Raw genomic sequence first — 16,884 nt, 5'->3', positions numbered from 1 at the left:
GTTGGAGCAGATGTCGGCGTTCGGGGTCAGGAGGCCAAGGACGGTGTCGGCAGTTGGAATGAGCGGTCCCCGCTTGCGGGACTAAGCTGCGGAAGGACAGGGAGGGGAAGTTCCCCCCACTGCCTGACCGCTCTGAGGAGCGATTAACGATGTTCGAGAGGTTCACCGACCGCGCGCGGCGGGTTGTCGTCCTGGCTCAGGAAGAAGCCCGGATGCTCAACCACAACTACATCGGCACCGAGCACATCCTCCTGGGCCTGATCCACGAGGGTGAGGGTGTCGCCGCCAAGGCCCTTGAGAGCCTCGGGATTTCGCTCGAGGCGGTCCGCCAGCAGGTGGAGGAGATCATCGGGCAGGGGCAGCAGGCCCCGTCCGGGCACATCCCCTTCACCCCCCGTGCCAAGAAGGTCCTGGAGCTGTCGCTCCGCGAGGCCCTTCAGCTGGGCCACAACTACATCGGCACGGAGCACATCCTGCTCGGCCTGATCCGTGAGGGCGAGGGCGTCGCCGCCCAGGTCCTGGTCAAGCTGGGCGCAGATCTCAACCGGGTGCGGCAGCAGGTCATCCAGCTGCTCTCCGGTTACCAGGGCAAGGAGACCGCCACCGCCGGCGGGCCTGCCGAGGGCACCCCCTCGACGTCCCTGGTCCTCGACCAGTTCGGCCGGAACCTCACCCAGGCCGCTCGTGAGTCCAAGCTCGACCCGGTCATCGGGCGCGAGAAGGAGATCGAGCGGGTCATGCAGGTGCTGTCCCGCCGTACCAAGAACAACCCGGTCCTGATCGGTGAGCCCGGCGTCGGCAAGACCGCCGTCGTCGAGGGCCTCGCCCAGGCCATCGTCAAGGGCGAGGTGCCCGAGACCCTCAAGGACAAGCACCTCTACACCCTGGACCTCGGCGCGCTGGTCGCCGGCTCCCGCTACCGCGGTGACTTCGAGGAGCGCCTGAAGAAGGTCCTCAAGGAGATCCGCACCCGCGGCGACATCATCCTGTTCATCGACGAGCTGCACACGCTCGTCGGTGCGGGTGCCGCCGAGGGCGCCATCGACGCCGCTTCGATCCTGAAGCCGATGCTGGCCCGCGGTGAGCTCCAGACCATCGGTGCGACCACGCTGGACGAGTACCGCAAGCACCTGGAGAAGGACGCGGCCCTCGAGCGCCGCTTCCAGCCCATCCAGGTCGCGGAGCCGTCCCTGCCGCACACGATCGAGATCCTCAAGGGTCTGCGCGACCGGTACGAGGCGCACCACCGCGTCTCCATCACCGACGAGGCGCTGGTCCAGGCCGCCACCCTGGCCGACCGGTACATCTCGGACCGCTTCCTCCCGGACAAGGCGATCGACCTGATCGACGAGGCCGGCTCCAGGATGCGCATCCGCCGGATGACCGCGCCGCCGGACCTGCGTGAGTTCGACGAGAAGATCGCCGGCGTCCGCCGCGACAAGGAGTCCGCGATCGACTCGCAGGACTTCGAGAAGGCCGCCTCCCTGCGCGACAAGGAGAAGCAGCTCCTGGCCGCCAAGGCCAAGCGGGAGAAGGAGTGGAAGGCCGGCGACATGGACGTCGTCGCCGAGGTCGACGGCGAGCTGATCGCCGAGGTCCTCGCGACCGCCACCGGCATCCCGGTCTTCAAGCTGACCGAGGAGGAGTCCTCGCGTCTGCTGCGCATGGAGGACGAGCTCCACAAGCGGGTCATCGGCCAGAAGGACGCCGTCAAGGCGCTCTCGAAGGCGATCCGTCGTACGCGTGCCGGTCTGAAGGACCCGAAGCGTCCCGGTGGTTCGTTCATCTTCGCCGGTCCGTCCGGTGTCGGTAAGACCGAGCTGTCCAAGGCGCTCGCCGAGTTCCTCTTCGGTGACGAGGACGCGCTGATCTCCCTCGACATGTCGGAGTTCAGCGAGAAGCACACGGTGTCGCGTCTCTTCGGTTCGCCCCCCGGTTACGTGGGCTACGAAGAGGGCGGCCAGCTGACCGAGAAGGTCCGCCGCAAGCCGTTCTCCGTCGTCCTCTTCGACGAGGTCGAGAAGGCCCACCCGGACATCTTCAACTCGCTGCTGCAGATCCTGGAGGACGGTCGCCTGACCGACTCCCAGGGCCGGGTCGTGGACTTCAAGAACACGGTCATCATCATGACGACCAACCTCGGCACCCGGGACATCTCCAAGGGCTTCAACCTGGGCTTCGCCGCCCAGGGCGACACGAAGTCCAACTACGAGCGCATGAAGAACAAGGTCTCGGACGAGCTCAAGCAGCACTTCCGCCCCGAGTTCCTCAACCGCGTCGACGACGTGGTCGTCTTCCCGCAGCTGACCCAGGCCGACATCCTCGCGATCGTCGACCTGATGATCGGCAAGGTGGACGAGCGCCTCAAGGACCGGGACATGGGCATCGAGCTCTCCCAGTCCGCCAAGGAGCTGCTGTCCAAGAAGGGCTACGACCCGGTGCTGGGCGCGCGTCCGCTGCGTCGCACCATCCAGCGCGAGGTCGAGGACACGCTCTCGGAGAAGATCCTCTTCGGCGAGCTGCGTCCCGGTCACATCGTGGTCGTGGACACCGAGGGCGAGGGCGACACCGCCACCTTCACCTTCCGGGGTGAGGAGAAGGCGGCGCTGCCGGACGTCCCGCCGATCGAGCAGGCGGCCGGCGGTGCCGGGCCGAACCTGAGCAAGGAGGCGTGATCTTCGGGTCCGTCTGAGAAAGGGGCTGCCCACCGGGATTCCGGTGGGCAGCCCCTTTTCGCGTGGGGCCTACAGCGAGGAGAACCGGCTCGGTCGCACCACCCGTCCGTTGACCTCGATGATCAGCCCCCGGTGGCGGCTCAGCGAGGTCAGGTCCAGGGCGGTGCCTTCCGGGTACTCCAGGGTGAGCCGGGTGAGGGAGGGGAAGACCCGCGCCAGATCCCGGGTGGAGCCGCCCCGGCTCACTTCCCTGAGCGTCAGGCTGCGGATCGTCGGCAGGGGTTCAAGCTCGCGGGGGCGGCGTGGCACCGGCCCGTCCTCCTTGTCGAGGACCGACGGCACGATCTGGCGTGGCAGCCGCAGCGAGGTGATGGAGAAGTCGAGGCTGCTGAGAGAAGGGGCGCGGGAGGCCGCCAGCAGCAGGGAGTACGCGTGGCAGTCGCCCCGCACGACGAGTTCGCGCAGCGCCGGCCACTGGGACAGGTCGTTGATCATCATGTTGGTCGGACTGCTCAGCCGAAGGCTCTCGACGGTCCGGTGCCCCGCGGGCAGTGGGATGTTGCTGTCGAGGAGCGTGCCCACCAGTGACAGGTCGGTCAGCCGGTCGAGCTGCTGCAGACAGGCCAGCTCGGACTTCGGCATCTCGTTCAGCTCCAGACGGAGCGAGGCCAGGGGCAGGCCTTCGAGGGCCGACAGGCGCCGGACCCTGGGACAGACACTGAGCGAGAGGGACGTCAGCCCGGACAGCCCGCGAACGAAGGAGAGGTCGTCGAGGAGCGGGTTGTCGATCACGGACAGCTCGCGGATCCCCCGGTCCGGCAGCAGCTGCGCCAGATCCGCGCCGGTGACCGGCATGTCGACCATCACATGACCGAGAGGGCCGCAGTGACGCAGGGCTCCGGCCATGGCGGGGTCGATCACGACGACCTCGGCGTCCTCCAGCGGCACGTGAGCGAGGACCTCACGGGCGTACTCCTGGGCCGGATGCCGGGGCCAGGCGGCGACGAGGACGTCGCGGACCTCGGGCGAGGGGTGCGGGGCGAAGCGCCGCAGCAGCGGCAGGGACGCGGGGCCGCCGATGTCCCGGATCACCTGGACGACGGCCCTGGCCTCCCGGTCGCTGAGGCCCTCGGGGCCGGGCACCAGGGGGAAGACGTAGGAACCGAGGGACGCCAGCTTGGCGGCGGCGGTGCCGTCGGCCGGCGGGAACAGCCCCCGGACGCGGTCCGCGATCTGCTCCCGTACCTCCTCCTCCAGCACCACCGCGCCCAGTGCGCACCGGGCCGCCAGGACATGGATGTCGTCACGGGTCCGGGGCTCCTCGGCCTGGTCGCCCTTGGCGATCAGCCCTTCGATCAGCCGGCGGACCTCGCCCCGGTTGCAGTGGCCCACCGCCAGCAGGACGATGTCCTGCCACTCCTCGTCGGCGGCGTGCTGGAGCAGTTCGCCCAGACCGTCGCTCTCCTGGAGTTCCTTGGCCGCCAGGTAGTCCTGGAAGGTGCGGTGGATGAACTGGATGACCGTCTCGTTGCGCTCCTGGAGCAGACCGCTGCGGTTGAGCAGGTGGGTCAGTACGGCCTCGGGGGAACCCTGCTGCCGTACCTGGGGCATGCCCCGCATGGCGAGTTCGATCTGATGCTGGGCCTGGGTGTGACTGAACTCGGCGTACCCGCCGCGGGCCAGCCAGGCCGCGATCCGCTGGAGCAGCTGGAGGTGCTCCTCGACACCGAGGACGATGCCCTCCGGCGCCCCGACGCGGCGCAGGGTGTCGCGGCTGCCGAGCAGCATGGTGAGCGCCGCGTTGTACAGCGACCAGCGGGTCTCCGGCAGGAAGCCCCGCCGGCGGCGGTGCAGCGCGCAGACCACGGCGGCCAGCAGCGGGGTGCGGGAGAGGTGGAGCAGCGTCGGATTGCGCGCCAGTTCCTGTTCCAGCGCGCGCTCCAGAGCATGGAGGTTCTTCTCCTCGGCGGCGGCCCGGTGGGCGTCGCGGATGTCCTTGCACTCGATGCGGGCGGTCGCGTGCCAGGCCCTGGAGAAGGCCAGGACGTCCTCGTCCCGCATGGGCAGCAGCCGTAACTCCTCGAAGTTCTCGCAGGCGAGCCAGTCGGCGGCCACCGCCAGGGGCCGTACGGTGACCAGGCACCGGTTGTGCGGGTACATCGCCAGCAGGTCGGTGAGGCGGCGGCGGGCCTCCTCCCGGTCCGCGGGCGGAACCTCGTCGATGCCGTCGACCAGGAGCAGCGCGCGGCCGGCCTCCAGGACGCGGCAGGCCCAGCCGTCGGGGACGCGGTCGATCTGGAGCTCGGCGACGGTGGCCAGCTCGTGCGGCGCGGGGAAGGCCATCTCCCGGGCGAGCAGGCTGCGCATGGGGATGACGAAGGGCACCAGGTCGTTGAGTTCGGCCAGCTCGTGGCCGAGCGCTCCGCCGGCGGCGTGCGAGGCGAGCCACCACACCAGGGTGGTCTTGCCCGCGCCGGCCTCACCCCGCAGCAGGCTCCGCGGTCGGTCGGCGAGCAGTTCGTTGATCCGGCGCGGTACGGAGACGGCCTTGGACGCGGGGACGTTCTCCCGGGGCGCCGACGCGGAGATGGCCTCCAGGCTCAGATAGGCGGTGTCGAGGTCCCAGTTGGTCTCGGTGGTGCCGAGTTCGTCGATCCCGAATATCTCGATCTTGCGGTACCGGGTCTTCAGGGCGCGCGCGTAGTGCTGCTCGAACTGCTCGTCCCGGGGATGGAAGCCGGGCAGCACCGACTCCAGCACCGGGGGCACGTGGCCCGGTTCGGTGCCCATCACGTGGTGGGGGAATCCGGGCGCCTCCAGGATGCGCCGCACGGGGACCGCTTCGACCCGTCGGTGGTCGCGCCCCATGGGCACCTGGGTCACCACACCGATCAGTACGGCGCCGGCGAACACCGGGGCGCCGGACAGTCCGGCGAACGGCGACTCGCCCCGCCGCGGGGCGGCCACCGGCGCCCGGTCGAACTCGCACACCAGGGTCGATCTGATCCGCCCCGCCATCGGCAGCACCGTGCCGGTGAGCTGGTCGTACTCCAAGTGGTCGTCCGGGCCGAAGCGTTGGACGGCGGGAAACCCCACGACCTGGCAGCCGGGCAGGGGGTCGGCCGCTGTGAGGACACCCCACCGGAGCCTGGAGAGCGCCCACCGCGCGGGGTCCACCAGTTCCTCGCCGGTGAGCAGGAGAGCCACGTCGCTCTCCTCGTCCCGCCACACCGCCCGGCTGGGCAGGGGCTGTTCGCTCTCCGGGTGGACCGTGCGGATCCACTCCCTGTCCCGTAGTACGTGCGCGCTGGTCAGCACGAGCCTGGGCGTGAGCATGACCCCGCTGCCCTGGGAACCGGCCAGCACCACGACGGACCGTTCGATCGCCGAGCGCAGCATCACGGCGTCGCGGGCGTGCCACGGCCGAACGCGTCGACGCTTCCCTCGGTGCCGTTGCGGACCTTCAGGGGCGCGCCGGTCCGGGCGTCCTGGGCCCGCAGGGTGACGGAGACCTTGTGGGTACGGCTGCCGGTGCGGGTGACGTCCGCGCCCGCCTCGACGACCCACGCCTTGACCTTGGCCCCGGCCTTGGCCTCCCTGCGCATCTCGACGGTGAACTCCATCTGGATGTCGCCCAGTTCGAAGACGATGTCGTGCCCCGTCGAGCGCCGGGCCGCGGTCAGCAGCTCGTCGCGGATGGTCTGCACGGCGTCCGCGAGTTCGATGTGCGGCTCGTTGGCGGTGCTCATGACGTCCCCCTCAGCCAGTGGATTCCGGTCGGCGCGCGGCCGCGGCACCCGTGACGCGTGTGGGGCCGGTACCCGAAGGTACCGGCCCCACGAAGTGCGTGCCCGCCGTCCGGCTCAAGCCGGGTGCGGGATCAGGTCAGGACAACTGCCCGGCGTAGTCCGGCAGTTTGTAGGTCTTCTCGGCGTGGCCGCCCGACAGGTCGGTGGCGCTGTTGCCGATGTTCGCGATGATCGTGTAGCCCTTCTTCTCGATGTCGACGCGCTGGGCGGTCTTGTAGGCGGCGACGTCCTTGAAGAGGTCGACGAAGCTGCGGACGTAGAGGCCGGAGACCTCGTAGCCGGCGTGGTCGAGGTTGTAGTCGGTCACCGAGTAGATGATTCCGGGCCGTGCCGTCACGAAGAACAGGGCGACGCCGTGGTCCTGGGCGTACTCGGCGACGTCCAGGACCGGCTGGTTGGCCGGCTGGGGCCAGCTGAAGCCGAAGTCGGTCTCCAGGGTGGTGTTGTCGATGTCGAAGACGATGGCCTGCTTCTCGCCCGGCTTCGTGTTCGCGATCCGCTGCTTCAGATAAGGCAGGGCCTGGGCCATCACGGCCTGGCAGTCCACCTGCCAGGTGGCGTAGTCGACGTCCGCGGCGGCGGCCGCGCTGGTGGTGGAGGAGCTCGTGGCCGTCGTCGCGGCTTCGGCGGGGACGGCCAGCGCCACGAGGGCGGCGGCGGAGACGGCGGTGACGGCTGCGCGGCGCGCCCAGGGGCGGCGTCTGCTCATGTGGGGGTTCCTCTCACGTCCGGACGTTCTGCAGTGGGCGGGTGCATGTTCGTTGGTGAGGGTGGCGCGAGGGGAACCGTAGGGTTACTCGACGGTAAGTGGCCAGAGACGTGCGTCACATGACGAGGTAATTCAGAGATCGCAGATCCCGCTACCCGGTGACATGCCGCACAGGCGATTTGTCCGTTACTACGCGGAATAGTGGAACTCGCCCATCAGGCAAAAAGGACATTCAGGCAGTAACTCCCCAACCGAATGTGCCGTCCTGGGTGGATTCATTCCGGATGGGCGCTCTGTCAAGAAGCCTTCGGTTTTGGGGCCAAGTACTAGGTTTACTCGTAGATCACCGGTTTTGGGGACCGTGCGCCTGCGGGTTACCAAGGGATGCCCCATCCGGCGGATGTCTGTGCGCCGGGTGGTCTCCCTGTTCCCTTCCCCATGAGGTGTTCGATGTCCCAGCGTGTCTCGTCCCGTTCTTCCCGTACGTCCGCCCTCCGGACCCGTGCGGCCGTGCTGGCCACCGGCCTGGGCGTGTCGGTCGTACTGGGGGCCGGGGTCGCGGCCGCCGCCGACACCGGCGTGGCCACCGTCGCCGCCACCAAGGCCACCACCAAGGCCACCACCGCCAAGTCGGCCGCCGCCAAGAAGGCCGCCTCCTGGGTGGACCCGGTGGCGAAGTACAAGCTCTCCGCCAGCTACGCCCAGGCCGGCGGCATGTGGCAGTCCACCCACAGCGGCCAGGACTTCGCCGTGGCGAGCGGCACCAAGGTCGTCGCCGCGCACGGCGGCACCGTCGTCAAGGCGGGCGGCAACGGCGCCGGTGACGGTCCCGCGTACGGCAACGCCGTCGTCATCAAGCACGGCAACGGGACGTTCTCCCAGTACGCCCACCTGTCCCGGGTCGACGTGAAGGTCGGTCAGATCGTCAAGACCGGTCAGCGCATCGCCCTGTCCGGCAACACCGGCAACTCCAGCGGCCCGCACCTGCACTTCGAGATCCGGACGACCGCCAACTACGGGTCGGCCATCGACCCGGTCGCCTTCCTGCGCTCCAAGGGCGTGAAGGTCTGACGGCGTGAAGGTCCGGGGGTGTGGCGGCCGAAGGGCTCCGGTACATGACGGCCGAAGGGCTCCGGGCTACGGCTTCGGAGTCCCCCGGTGGGCCTGGTTCACCAGGTCCGCCGCCACCTCCAGGACCGCCCTGCGCTTGTCCTCGTCATCGCCGGCGAGGTCCTGGAGCAGGAACATCCCGGCGTGCAGGGTGAAGATCGCGCTCACGTAGCGGACCTGGTCGACCAGTTCCGCGTCCGGGTCGACGACGATCTCGCGCAGGCCCTGCATGCGCTCCTTGAAGGTCTCGCCGATGCGCAGTTCCCGGACCGCCGCCTGGTTCTCCTGCATGAAGCGGAACAAGGGCGCCGCGCCGGCCAGGATGTCGCTGTAGCGGCGTACGATCTCCTGCTTCGTCTCCAGCGTGTGCGGCTGCCGCCTGCCCCACTCGATCAGGTCGAGGATCGGCTGCGTCAGGTCGTCGAAGATGCTGACGAGGATCTCTTCCTTGGTCTTGAAGTGGTAGTAGAGCGCCGCCTTGGTGACGTCCAGGCGCTCGGCGATCTCGCGCAGTGAGGTCTTCTCGTAGCCCTGCTCGGCGAAGAGTTCGAGCGCTACGTCCTGGATGCGCTGACGGGTGTCCCCGCGGCGCCGCTGCCTGGTGCCGTCCATGATGCCGCCCATCGTCGCACTCCTCGGCTGGTCCGTGCGCTTTCCCAAAAACTTACTTGACGCCCGGCTAGTTACGGGTCTACTTTCCCCGAGTGTAGACAACTAGCCGGTCAGCAAGTAAGTGATCGGCCGGGGGCGGGACCCAGGGGAGTGGAAACGATGGCGGACACCGAGACGGCCCGGACAGAACCGGAGAAACGGCCCAGGAGCGTGCGGGTGGTCCTCCTCGCGCTCATGATCACGATGATGCTGGCGATGCTCGACAACATGATCGTGGGCACCGCGATGCCGACCATCGTCGGCGAGCTCGGCGGACTCGAGCACCTTTCGTGGGTCGTCACCGCGTACACCCTGGCCACCGCCGCCTCCACCCCGATCTGGGGCAAGCTCGGCGACATGTACGGGCGCAAGGGCGCCTTCATGACCTCGATCGTGATCTTCCTGATCGGCTCCGCACTCAGCGGCATGGCCCAGAACATGGGTGAGCTGATCGGGTTCCGGGCGGTCCAGGGCCTGGGCGCGGGCGGTCTGATGGTCGGCGTGATGGCGATCATCGGTGACCTGATCCCGCCGCGGGAGCGCGGCAAGTACCAGGGCATGATGGCCGGCGTCATGGCGCTGGCCATGATCGGCGGACCGCTGGTCGGCGGCACCATCACCGACAACTGGGGATGGCGCTGGTCCTTCTACATCAACCTGCCGCTCGGTGTGATCGCGCTCGCCGCGATCAGCGTCGTCCTGCACCTGCCGAGGAAGCGGTCCGAGGCACGGATCGACTACCTGGGCGCCGCGCTGCTGACCGTCGGCATCACCTCCATCGTCCTGGTCACGACCTGGGGCGGTACGGAGTACGCCTGGTCGTCCGCGCGGATCATGGAGCTCATCGCGATCGGCGTGGCCTCGCTCATCGGCTTCGTGTTCTGGCAGACCAAGGCCGCCGAGCCGATCGTGCCGCTGCACATCTTCCGCAGCCGCAACTTCACCCTGATGTCGGTCATCGGCTTCATCACCGGCTTCGTGATGTTCGGCGCCACCCTCTTCCTGCCGCTGTACCAGCAGTCCGTGCAGGGCGCCTCGGCGACCAACTCCGGGCTGCTGCTCCTGCCGATGCTCGGCGCCATGCTGGTGACCTCGATGGTCGCGGGCCGGGTCACGACGAGCACCGGCAGGTACAAGATCTTCCCGATCGTCGGCAGCGTGCTGATGGTCGTCGGGCTGTACCTGCTGTCGACGATGGACACCGGGACGAGCCGGTTCACGTCCGGTGTGTTCATGGCCGTCGTCGGTCTCGGCATGGGCTGTCTGATGCAGATCACCATGCTGGTCGCGCAGAACAGCGTGGAGATGAAGGACATGGGCGTCGCGTCCTCGTCCACCACCCTCTTCCGTACGCTCGGCTCCTCGTTCGGCGTCGCGATCATGGGCGCCCTGTTCAACAACCGCGTCCAGCACGTCATGTCCGAGCGGGCCGGGGCGCTGGGCTCCAAGGTGACCGAGCAGTCCGCGCAGTTGGACGCGGCGAGCCTGGCGAAGCTGCCGGAGGCCGCCCGCGAGGCGTATCAGCACGCGGTGTCGGCCGGCACCCACTCGGCGTTCCTGCTGGGGTCGGTGGTGGCGGTCATCGCCATGGTGGGCGCGTGGTTCGTGAAGGAGGTTCCGCTGAAGGGAGCGGGGCCGCAGAAGGCGGGGGAGGACACGCCCGACGGGGCCGCGGTGCCGCCGCCCGTGGTCGAGGCCGTCTGACCCGGGATCGAGGAATCGCGGCGAAGGCCTCCGGCGGTGTCCGCCCCGGGGGCCTTCCGCGTTGGTCCGCGGCGATCCTTCGAGCTGGGGACTCCGCCCCCGTACCACCGTCCGGCCCGAAAGAGCCCGGCTCGCGAACGCCTAACGGCCCCCGATCACCGACCCGCGCCTGTGTCAGTGCCCCGTGCCACCATCGGGGTCATGGACAAAACGCACCGGATGCGGCTGGCCAAGGACGCCATGGACCGTGACTGGGCCGATCCGGCGCTCGACCTGGACGCGGTGGCCGCGCACGCGGGGTACTCGCGCTACCACTTCATCCGGGCCTTCCGCGAGGCGTACGGCGAGACACCCGGCCAGTACCTCACACACCGCCGCATCGAGCGGGCCGAGGAGATGCTGCGCGGCGCCGACCTGACCGTCACCGAGATCTGCCACCTGGTCGGCTTCAGCAGCCTCGGCACCTTCTCGGCCCGCTTCAAGGCGCGCACCGGGCTCTCGCCGAGCCAGTACCGGACCGAGCACGTCGGCCGGGGCGCCGCGCTGATACCCGGGTGCTACGCGATGCTGTGGGCCGGGGGCTTCCCCACGGCACGCACCGCAACTTCGAAGAAGCGTTGCGAGCCCGCCCCCGCCTACGGTGACGACGAGGGACCGGCGTCGTCCGACAGGAGAGCAGAGCCATGATCAAGGGCCTGGGCATCACCACCGTATGGACCTTCGACCAGCAGCGCACCAAGGCCTTCTTCACCGAGAAGCTCGACTTCGAGGTGCGCAGCGAGGTCGCGATGGGGGACATGCGCTGGGTCACCGTGGGCGCCAAGGACCAGCCGGACGTGGAGCTGGCGCTGATGAGCCTCGACGGGCCGGGTCTGGACCCCGAGTCCTCCGAGGCGCTGAAGGCGCTGGTCGCCAAGGGGGTGATCGGCGCCGGGGCGTTGCGCACGGACGACTGCCGGGGTGACTACGCGACCTTCAGGAGCCGGGGCGTGGAGTTCCTCCAGGAACCGCAGGAGCGGCCGTACGGCGTGGAGGCGATCTTCCGCGACGACAACGGCAACTGGTACTCGCTGACCGAGCGCAGCGAGGAGCTCGACTTCTCGAAGGACTTCGGCTGCTGAAGGGCCTCGCCCGGCCACCGGGCCACGGCCCGAGGGCTACGGCAGCATCGGGTAGCTCCCCGTGGCCGTCGGCGCGTGCTCCGGCAGCCACAGCACCGCCACCGCCCCCTCCGCCGGGACCTCCTCCGGCGCCCCCGCCGGCCGTACGTTGCGGAAGGTCAGCCGGGCGCCGAGCACCCTGGCCTGCCCGGCCGCGATGGTCAGGCCCAGACCGTGGCCGTGGCCGGCCCGGTCGGCGCTGCCCGTGCGGAAGCGGCTCGGCCCGTCGGCGAGGAGGTCCTCGGGGAAGCCGGGGCCGTGGTCGCGGACCCGGATGACCCGGCCCTCGACGCTGACCTCGATCGGCGGCCTGCCGTGCCGGGCGGCGTTGGCGAGCAGGTTGAACAGCACGCGCTCCAGGCGCCGCGGGTCGGTGGTGACCTCGGACTCGTGCACCACCCGGACCTCGATCGCCGGGTCCTTCGCCGCCACCCGCCGGCTGACGAACTCGCCCAGCATGATGTCCTGCAGCTCGGCCCGTTCGGAGGCGCCGTCGAGGCGGGCCACCTCCAGGACGTCCTCGACGAGCGTGCGCATGGCCTTCGCCCGGTCGAGGACCAGCTCGGTGGGACGCCCCGGCGGCAGCAGTTCGGCGGCCGTCAGCAGTCCGGTCACCGGAGTGCGCAGCTCGTGCGCGATGTCGGCGGTGACCCGGCGTTCCGCCTCCAGCCGCTGCTGCAACGCGTCCGCCATCGCGTCCACGGCGCTCGCCAGGTCGTCGGTCTCGTCCCGGACGACCCCGCCGATGGCGTCCCGCACCCGTACGTCGGACTGGCCGCCCGCGACCTGGTTCGCCGCGGCGGCCGCCTTGCGCAGCCGGCGCGACAGCTGGCCGCCGATGAGCACGCCGAGCGCGCTGCCGCCGAGGACGACCGCGATGGAGCCGATGATCAGGGCCTGGTCGAGGTCGTTGAGGATGTCGGTGCTGCGGTCGGTGAACCCGGTGTGCAGCGACAGCACCTTCCCGCCCTTGACCGGCACGGCGGCCCAGATGTCCGGCACGCCGTTCGCCCGGTCGGTGACGTAGGTGGCCCGGCGCCCCTGCTCGACCTTCGCGCGCAGCTCCGCCGGCAGATCCGGGTCGTCGATCTTGATGTTGGGGAAGTTCGGCCGCTGCGCCACCTCGTAGTTGCGCTGCGCGATCTGCACCCGCTCGTCCGCGAGGTCGCGCGCGTTGTCCAGCATCGAGACCCGGGCCGCGTTGTGCACCACGAGGCTGAGCGTGATCGCCACCAGCGCGCCGACCAGCGCGATGGCCGCGCTCAGCTTCCATCTGAGTCCCGTGCGCATGCCCGGAAGGCCGGTACGAAGACCCGTACCGAGGCCCGTGCGCACGCCCGGCAGCCCGGTGCGAGCGCCCGCCCGGGCCGCACGACCGTCCGGCAGTGCCACACGCCCGTCCTGCCGGGCCCCGCGACCGTCAGGAAGGGCCGTACCACCGTCCGCGTGCGCCGGGACCGGGCGCCGAAGGTTCCCCCGCATACCCCGATACCCCTGCCCGCTCAAGCCTTCAACTTGTAGCCGAAACCACGGACCGTCTCGATCCGGTCCTGGCCGATCTTCGTACGCAGCCGCTGCACATGGACGTCGACGACCCGCGTGTCACCGCCCCAGCCGTAGTCCCACACGCGCTCCAGGAGCTTGTCGCGCGAGAGGACCGTGCCCGGCGCGGAGGAGAACTCCAGCAGCAGCCGCATCTCGGTGGGGGTGAGCGCCACCGGCTCCCCGGCCCGGCGCACCTCCATGCCCTCGGTGTCGATCTCCAGTTCGCCGAAGGCCAGCAGGCCGCCGCCGGCCGCCGGGCCTGCGGAGTCGTCCACGCGGTCACCGCCGCTCGCGTGTCCGAAGCGGCGCAGCACCGCGCGGATCCGGGCGACCAGGACCGCGCCGTCGAAGGGCTTGGTCACGTAGTCGTCGGCGCCCGCCTCCAGACCCAGCACGACGTCGATGGAGTCGGCGCGCGCGGAGAGCATGATCACCGGGACGGTCGACTCGTCACGGATGCGGCGGCACAGCGAGACCCCGTCCAGGCCCGGGACCATGACGTCCAGCAGGGCGATGTCGGGGCGGTCGGCGCGGAAGGCCTCCAGGCCCGACAACCCGTCGGGCATGGCCGTGACCGCGAAGCCGTCCCGCTCCAGGGCGAGCTGGGTGGCCTCGCGGATGACGTCGTCGTCCTCGACGAACAGAACGTGGGTCTGGTCTGCCATCCCGTGCTCTCTGCTCTCAGTCCTCGTGTCGCGCCGTTGCCGGCCGTGACAGCCGTTACCAACAGATCCGTTACCAACAGATCGGTTCAGGGCCCCTGTTCGGTTCACACCGATCTTCGTGCCGACCGGTTCGCGCCGTTCCCGGCCGGCGGGTCAGCTGTCCGGGGCCGGCGTGGGGTCGCTCCCCACGGAGTTGCTGTACTCCGTGCGGGTCTTGTACTTCCGCACGAAGCGGTCCGTGACCCAGAGGTAGGTGCTGACCTCCTCGCCCGACGGACTCGACACCGGGTCGCCCTTCTCGTACACCTGCCTGGTCACCACCAGGGCGCCGCGGTCGATCTCCGCGTAGAGCGGGGGGTCCTCGGCGCTGAAGACATTCTGGTAGGAACCGTCCTCCTCGCGATACACGTAGGAGCCGATTCCCACCGCGTCACCACAGGTCAGCACGTTGACGACGACATCGTCGGAGGCCCCTGCGGTCAGTTCGCCGTACGACACGTCGACGGGGTACTCGTCGCCCGCGCACGGCTTCAGTTCGCGCTTGACGTTCGCGGAGACCTTCGGGTCGCCCTTCAGGAGCCGCACCGCGTCCACGCGCGCGGCCGTCACGGAGGCGGCCGGCACGGGCGAGGCGGACGCGCCCGCCACCGAGTCGGTACGGGCCGGACCCTCGTCGCGGGCCCCGGTGCCGCCGGTGCCGCAGGCGGACAGGAAAAGGGTGAGGGCGGCGAACACGGCACCCGCCGTGATCACCGCCTGGAAGGTCCCCCGGGCCGGTGGAAGGGGCTCGGGCCGGCCGGGTTGGTCCCCGTCACCGTCCCCGCCCGCCGTGCGCCCGGCGCCACCGGCACTCGTGCCTAGGCCGCGCAACGCTCCCGCTCCTCACGCTCCAGCGCGCGTGCGTCCAGGTCGCGGCTCTCCAGCTCCTCGCGGAGCCGGGCGAGCGCCCGGTGCAGCGTGCTCTTGACCGTTCCGGCCGACATGCCGAGGGCGGCGGCCGTCTCCTCCGTGGACATCTGCTCCCAGTGTCGCAGCACGACGACGCTGCGCTGCTTCGGGGCGAGCACCTTCATGACGTCCATCAGCAACGCCCGGTCCGCGTGCTGCTCGGTGGCGTCGTCGACCGAGGCGTCCGGGAGCTGCTCGGTCGGCACCTCCTCGAGCTTGCGGGCCCGCCACCACTCGGTGCGCGTGTTGATCATCACGCGACGTAGGTAGGCGTCGGCGAGTCGCTTGTCCGCGATGCCGTCCCAGCGGCCGTACGTCCGCACGAGCGCCGTCTGCAGCAGGTCCTGCGCGTCGACCGGGTCCGGGACCAGTCGGCGGGCACTGCGCAGCAGCGCCTCCTGCCGGGTGCGTACGTACTCCTCGAACTCGAGCACCTCGCCCTGCGCCATGGTGACCGCCTCCCGCTCCCCGTTCCCGGCCGGCCTGGTCGCCGTCGGATTCATTGCCTGTGGTGCCTGTCGGGCACGGAAATGAAGCTACGGAGGCGTTGTCACGGGGCTGTCCGAAGCAGCCTGCGGCCAGCGCTCGGCTGTCCGTCGGTTGTGTAACAGCAGTGGGAACGGGGCAGGAGGTTGCACCGAATCGCCCTGTTACAGGGCGATTTGGTGCCGGGGGAGTTGAGACACAAGCCGCGTCAGGTCAACGGCAGTCGATACAAACCACCCGGCAGTGGCTCCACCAGACCGTCCGCGACCAGACCGTCCAGCGCCCGGGCGCGCTGCACCGGCTCGTGCCACACCCCGTCGAGGGCCGCCTGCGGGACGGCGGTGTGCGCCTCGCGCAGGACGGCGAGCAGCTTGCCGCGGACCTGACGGTCGGTCCCGGCGTACGTCTGTCCGCGGCGCGGCGGACCGTCGTGCTCCGGCTTGCCCGCGAGCCGCCAGGCGCACTGCGCGGCGATCGGGCAGCGGTGACAGGTCTCGTTCTTGGCCGTGCACACCAGCGCGCCGAGCTCCATCGACGCGGCGGCCCAGCGGGCGGCGACCCGCTCGTCCTCGGGCAGCAGGGCACGGGCCAGCTTGCGTTCGGCGGCGGTGGTGGCGTTCGGCGGGTACTGGACGCCGGTGACCGCCCGGGCGAAGACCCGGCGGACGTTCGTGTCCAGCACCGCGTGCCGCTGCCCGTAGGCGAACGAGGCCACGGCCGCGGCCGTGTACTCCCCGATGCCGGGCAGCGCGAGCAGCTGGGCGTGGTCGGTCGGTACGTCGCCGCCGTGCCGCTCCGTTATGGCGACCGCCGCTCCGTGCAGCCGGAGGGCACGGCGCGGATAGCCGAGCCGGCCCCAGGCGCGGACCGCCTCGCCGGGGGCCTCCGCGGCGAGGTCGGCGGGGCGCGGCCAACGGGCCAGCCACTGCTCGTAGACGGGCAGGACGCGGTTCACCGGCGTCTGCTGCAGCATGAACTCACTGACCATCACCCCCCACGAACCGGCTTCGGGCCGCCGCCAGGGCAGGTCGCGGGCGTGCTCGTCGAACCAGTCGATGACGGGGGCGTGCAGTGGCTCGCCGCGGACGTCGCCGACGGGGGTGTGCACGGGGTGCGGGGACTTCGTGGGCACAGTCATGACCTTCCGATCCTGCCATGCGGGGACGGTGCCCCGGGCGTACCGCCACCCCGGCGAGCTACACGACCTGACGACGGCGTGCCGAACAATCTGACGATCGGCGGCAGTGGCGGGCCGCGGCCGCTTGTAGCGTCGGGCGGATGGAACGGACACGGCCGAGGGGGTCGCGCCCGTCCTGCCGGAGCGCACCGCCCGGGACGCCTCCGTCGAACGCGCGCCCGCCCCGCCGAAGGGGACGCACTGCCGCTACTACCGGGCGAGCGGCGAACTCCTGGTCTTCGTCG

General features: G+C 70.2%; 14 protein-coding genes. 5 read left to right on the top strand and 9 right to left on the bottom strand.

Translation table 11 applies throughout. From position 1 onward, the window contains the following. Positions 1-149 precede the first annotated feature (149 nt). Positions 150-2,675, top strand: coding sequence for an ATP-dependent Clp protease ATP-binding subunit (locus AQJ84_RS14710; RefSeq protein WP_030043373.1), 2,526 nt, complete (start codon positions 150-152; stop codon positions 2,673-2,675). A gap of 69 nt (positions 2,676-2,744) precedes the next feature. On the opposite strand, the gene AQJ84_RS14705 is transcribed toward AQJ84_RS14710, so the two are convergent. The 3 genes from AQJ84_RS14705 to AQJ84_RS14695 form a co-directional block, all read right to left on the bottom strand. Beyond that, positions 2,745-6,074, bottom strand: coding sequence for an NACHT domain-containing protein (locus AQJ84_RS14705; RefSeq protein WP_053191318.1), 3,330 nt, complete (start codon positions 6,072-6,074; stop codon positions 2,745-2,747). Then, the gene (locus tag AQJ84_RS14700) at positions 6,074-6,424 is read right to left on the bottom strand and encodes a trypco2 family protein (RefSeq protein WP_053191320.1); all 351 of its coding nucleotides are present in this window, start codon (positions 6,422-6,424) and stop codon (positions 6,074-6,076) included. The genes AQJ84_RS14705 and AQJ84_RS14700 overlap by 1 nt, the downstream gene beginning before the upstream one ends. 136 nt (positions 6,425-6,560) lie before the next feature. Next, complete coding sequence (locus AQJ84_RS14695) at positions 6,561-7,193, bottom strand: HAD family acid phosphatase (protein WP_030043377.1); 633 nt, start codon at positions 7,191-7,193, stop codon at positions 6,561-6,563. 450 nt (positions 7,194-7,643) lie between these two features. Between AQJ84_RS14695 and AQJ84_RS14690 the strand changes: the two genes are divergently transcribed. Then, positions 7,644-8,264 carry a M23 family metallopeptidase gene (locus AQJ84_RS14690; RefSeq protein ID WP_030043378.1) on the top strand — a complete coding sequence of 207 codons (621 nt, stop codon included), beginning with the start codon at positions 7,644-7,646 and terminating at the stop codon, positions 8,262-8,264. 66 nt (positions 8,265-8,330) lie between these two features. Here the strand turns inward: AQJ84_RS14690 and AQJ84_RS14685 are convergent, their stop codons facing one another. After that, the gene (locus tag AQJ84_RS14685) at positions 8,331-8,927 is read right to left on the bottom strand and encodes a TetR/AcrR family transcriptional regulator (protein WP_053191322.1); all 597 of its coding nucleotides are present in this window, start codon (positions 8,925-8,927) and stop codon (positions 8,331-8,333) included. Positions 8,928-9,074: 147 nt separating this feature from the next. Between AQJ84_RS14685 and AQJ84_RS14680 the strand changes: the two genes are divergently transcribed. The 3 genes from AQJ84_RS14680 to AQJ84_RS14670 all read left to right on the top strand — a co-directional run bounded on the left by AQJ84_RS14680 (position 9,075) and on the right by AQJ84_RS14670 (position 11,779). Beyond that, positions 9,075-10,658: an MDR family MFS transporter gene (locus AQJ84_RS14680; protein WP_030043379.1), complete on the top strand. Its 1,584-nt coding sequence runs from the start codon at positions 9,075-9,077 to the stop codon at positions 10,656-10,658. Positions 10,659-10,859: 201 nt separating this feature from the next. Beyond that, positions 10,860-11,345, top strand: a complete 486-nt coding sequence (locus AQJ84_RS14675) for a helix-turn-helix transcriptional regulator (protein WP_037803957.1) — start codon at positions 10,860-10,862, stop codon at positions 11,343-11,345. Continuing rightward, complete coding sequence (locus AQJ84_RS14670; RefSeq protein ID WP_030043381.1) at positions 11,342-11,779, top strand: VOC family protein; 438 nt, start codon at positions 11,342-11,344, stop codon at positions 11,777-11,779. The genes AQJ84_RS14675 and AQJ84_RS14670 overlap by 4 nt, the downstream gene beginning before the upstream one ends. 36 nt (positions 11,780-11,815) lie before the next feature. On the opposite strand, the gene cseC is transcribed toward AQJ84_RS14670, so the two are convergent. From cseC to AQJ84_RS14645, 5 genes are all read right to left on the bottom strand, one after another. Further along, complete coding sequence (gene cseC / locus AQJ84_RS14665; protein WP_053191335.1) at positions 11,816-13,108, bottom strand: two-component system sensor histidine kinase CseC; 1,293 nt, start codon at positions 13,106-13,108, stop codon at positions 11,816-11,818. Positions 13,109-13,320: 212 nt separating this feature from the next. Further along, positions 13,321-14,028, bottom strand: a complete 708-nt coding sequence (gene cseB / locus AQJ84_RS14660) for a two-component system response regulator CseB (RefSeq protein ID WP_030043383.1) — start codon at positions 14,026-14,028, stop codon at positions 13,321-13,323. A gap of 153 nt (positions 14,029-14,181) precedes the next feature. Further along, positions 14,182-14,781, bottom strand: coding sequence for a hypothetical protein (locus tag AQJ84_RS14655; protein WP_030043384.1), 600 nt, complete (start codon positions 14,779-14,781; stop codon positions 14,182-14,184). A gap of 104 nt (positions 14,782-14,885) precedes the next feature. Further along, a complete protein-coding gene (locus tag AQJ84_RS14650) occupies positions 14,886-15,425 on the bottom strand; it encodes a SigE family RNA polymerase sigma factor (RefSeq protein WP_030043385.1) in 540 nt (179 codons plus the stop codon). A gap of 245 nt (positions 15,426-15,670) precedes the next feature. After that, positions 15,671-16,600 (bottom strand): HhH-GPD family protein, encoded by a 930-nt coding sequence (locus tag AQJ84_RS14645; RefSeq protein WP_053191324.1) that lies wholly within the window; start codon positions 16,598-16,600, stop codon positions 15,671-15,673. Between the last annotated feature and the right edge of the window lie 284 nt (positions 16,601-16,884).

The organism is Streptomyces resistomycificus (genome assembly GCF_001514265.1).
Taxonomy (GTDB): domain Bacteria; phylum Actinomycetota; class Actinomycetes; order Streptomycetales; family Streptomycetaceae; genus Streptomyces; species Streptomyces resistomycificus.
This window is presented reverse-complemented; position numbering and strand designations above follow the sequence as displayed.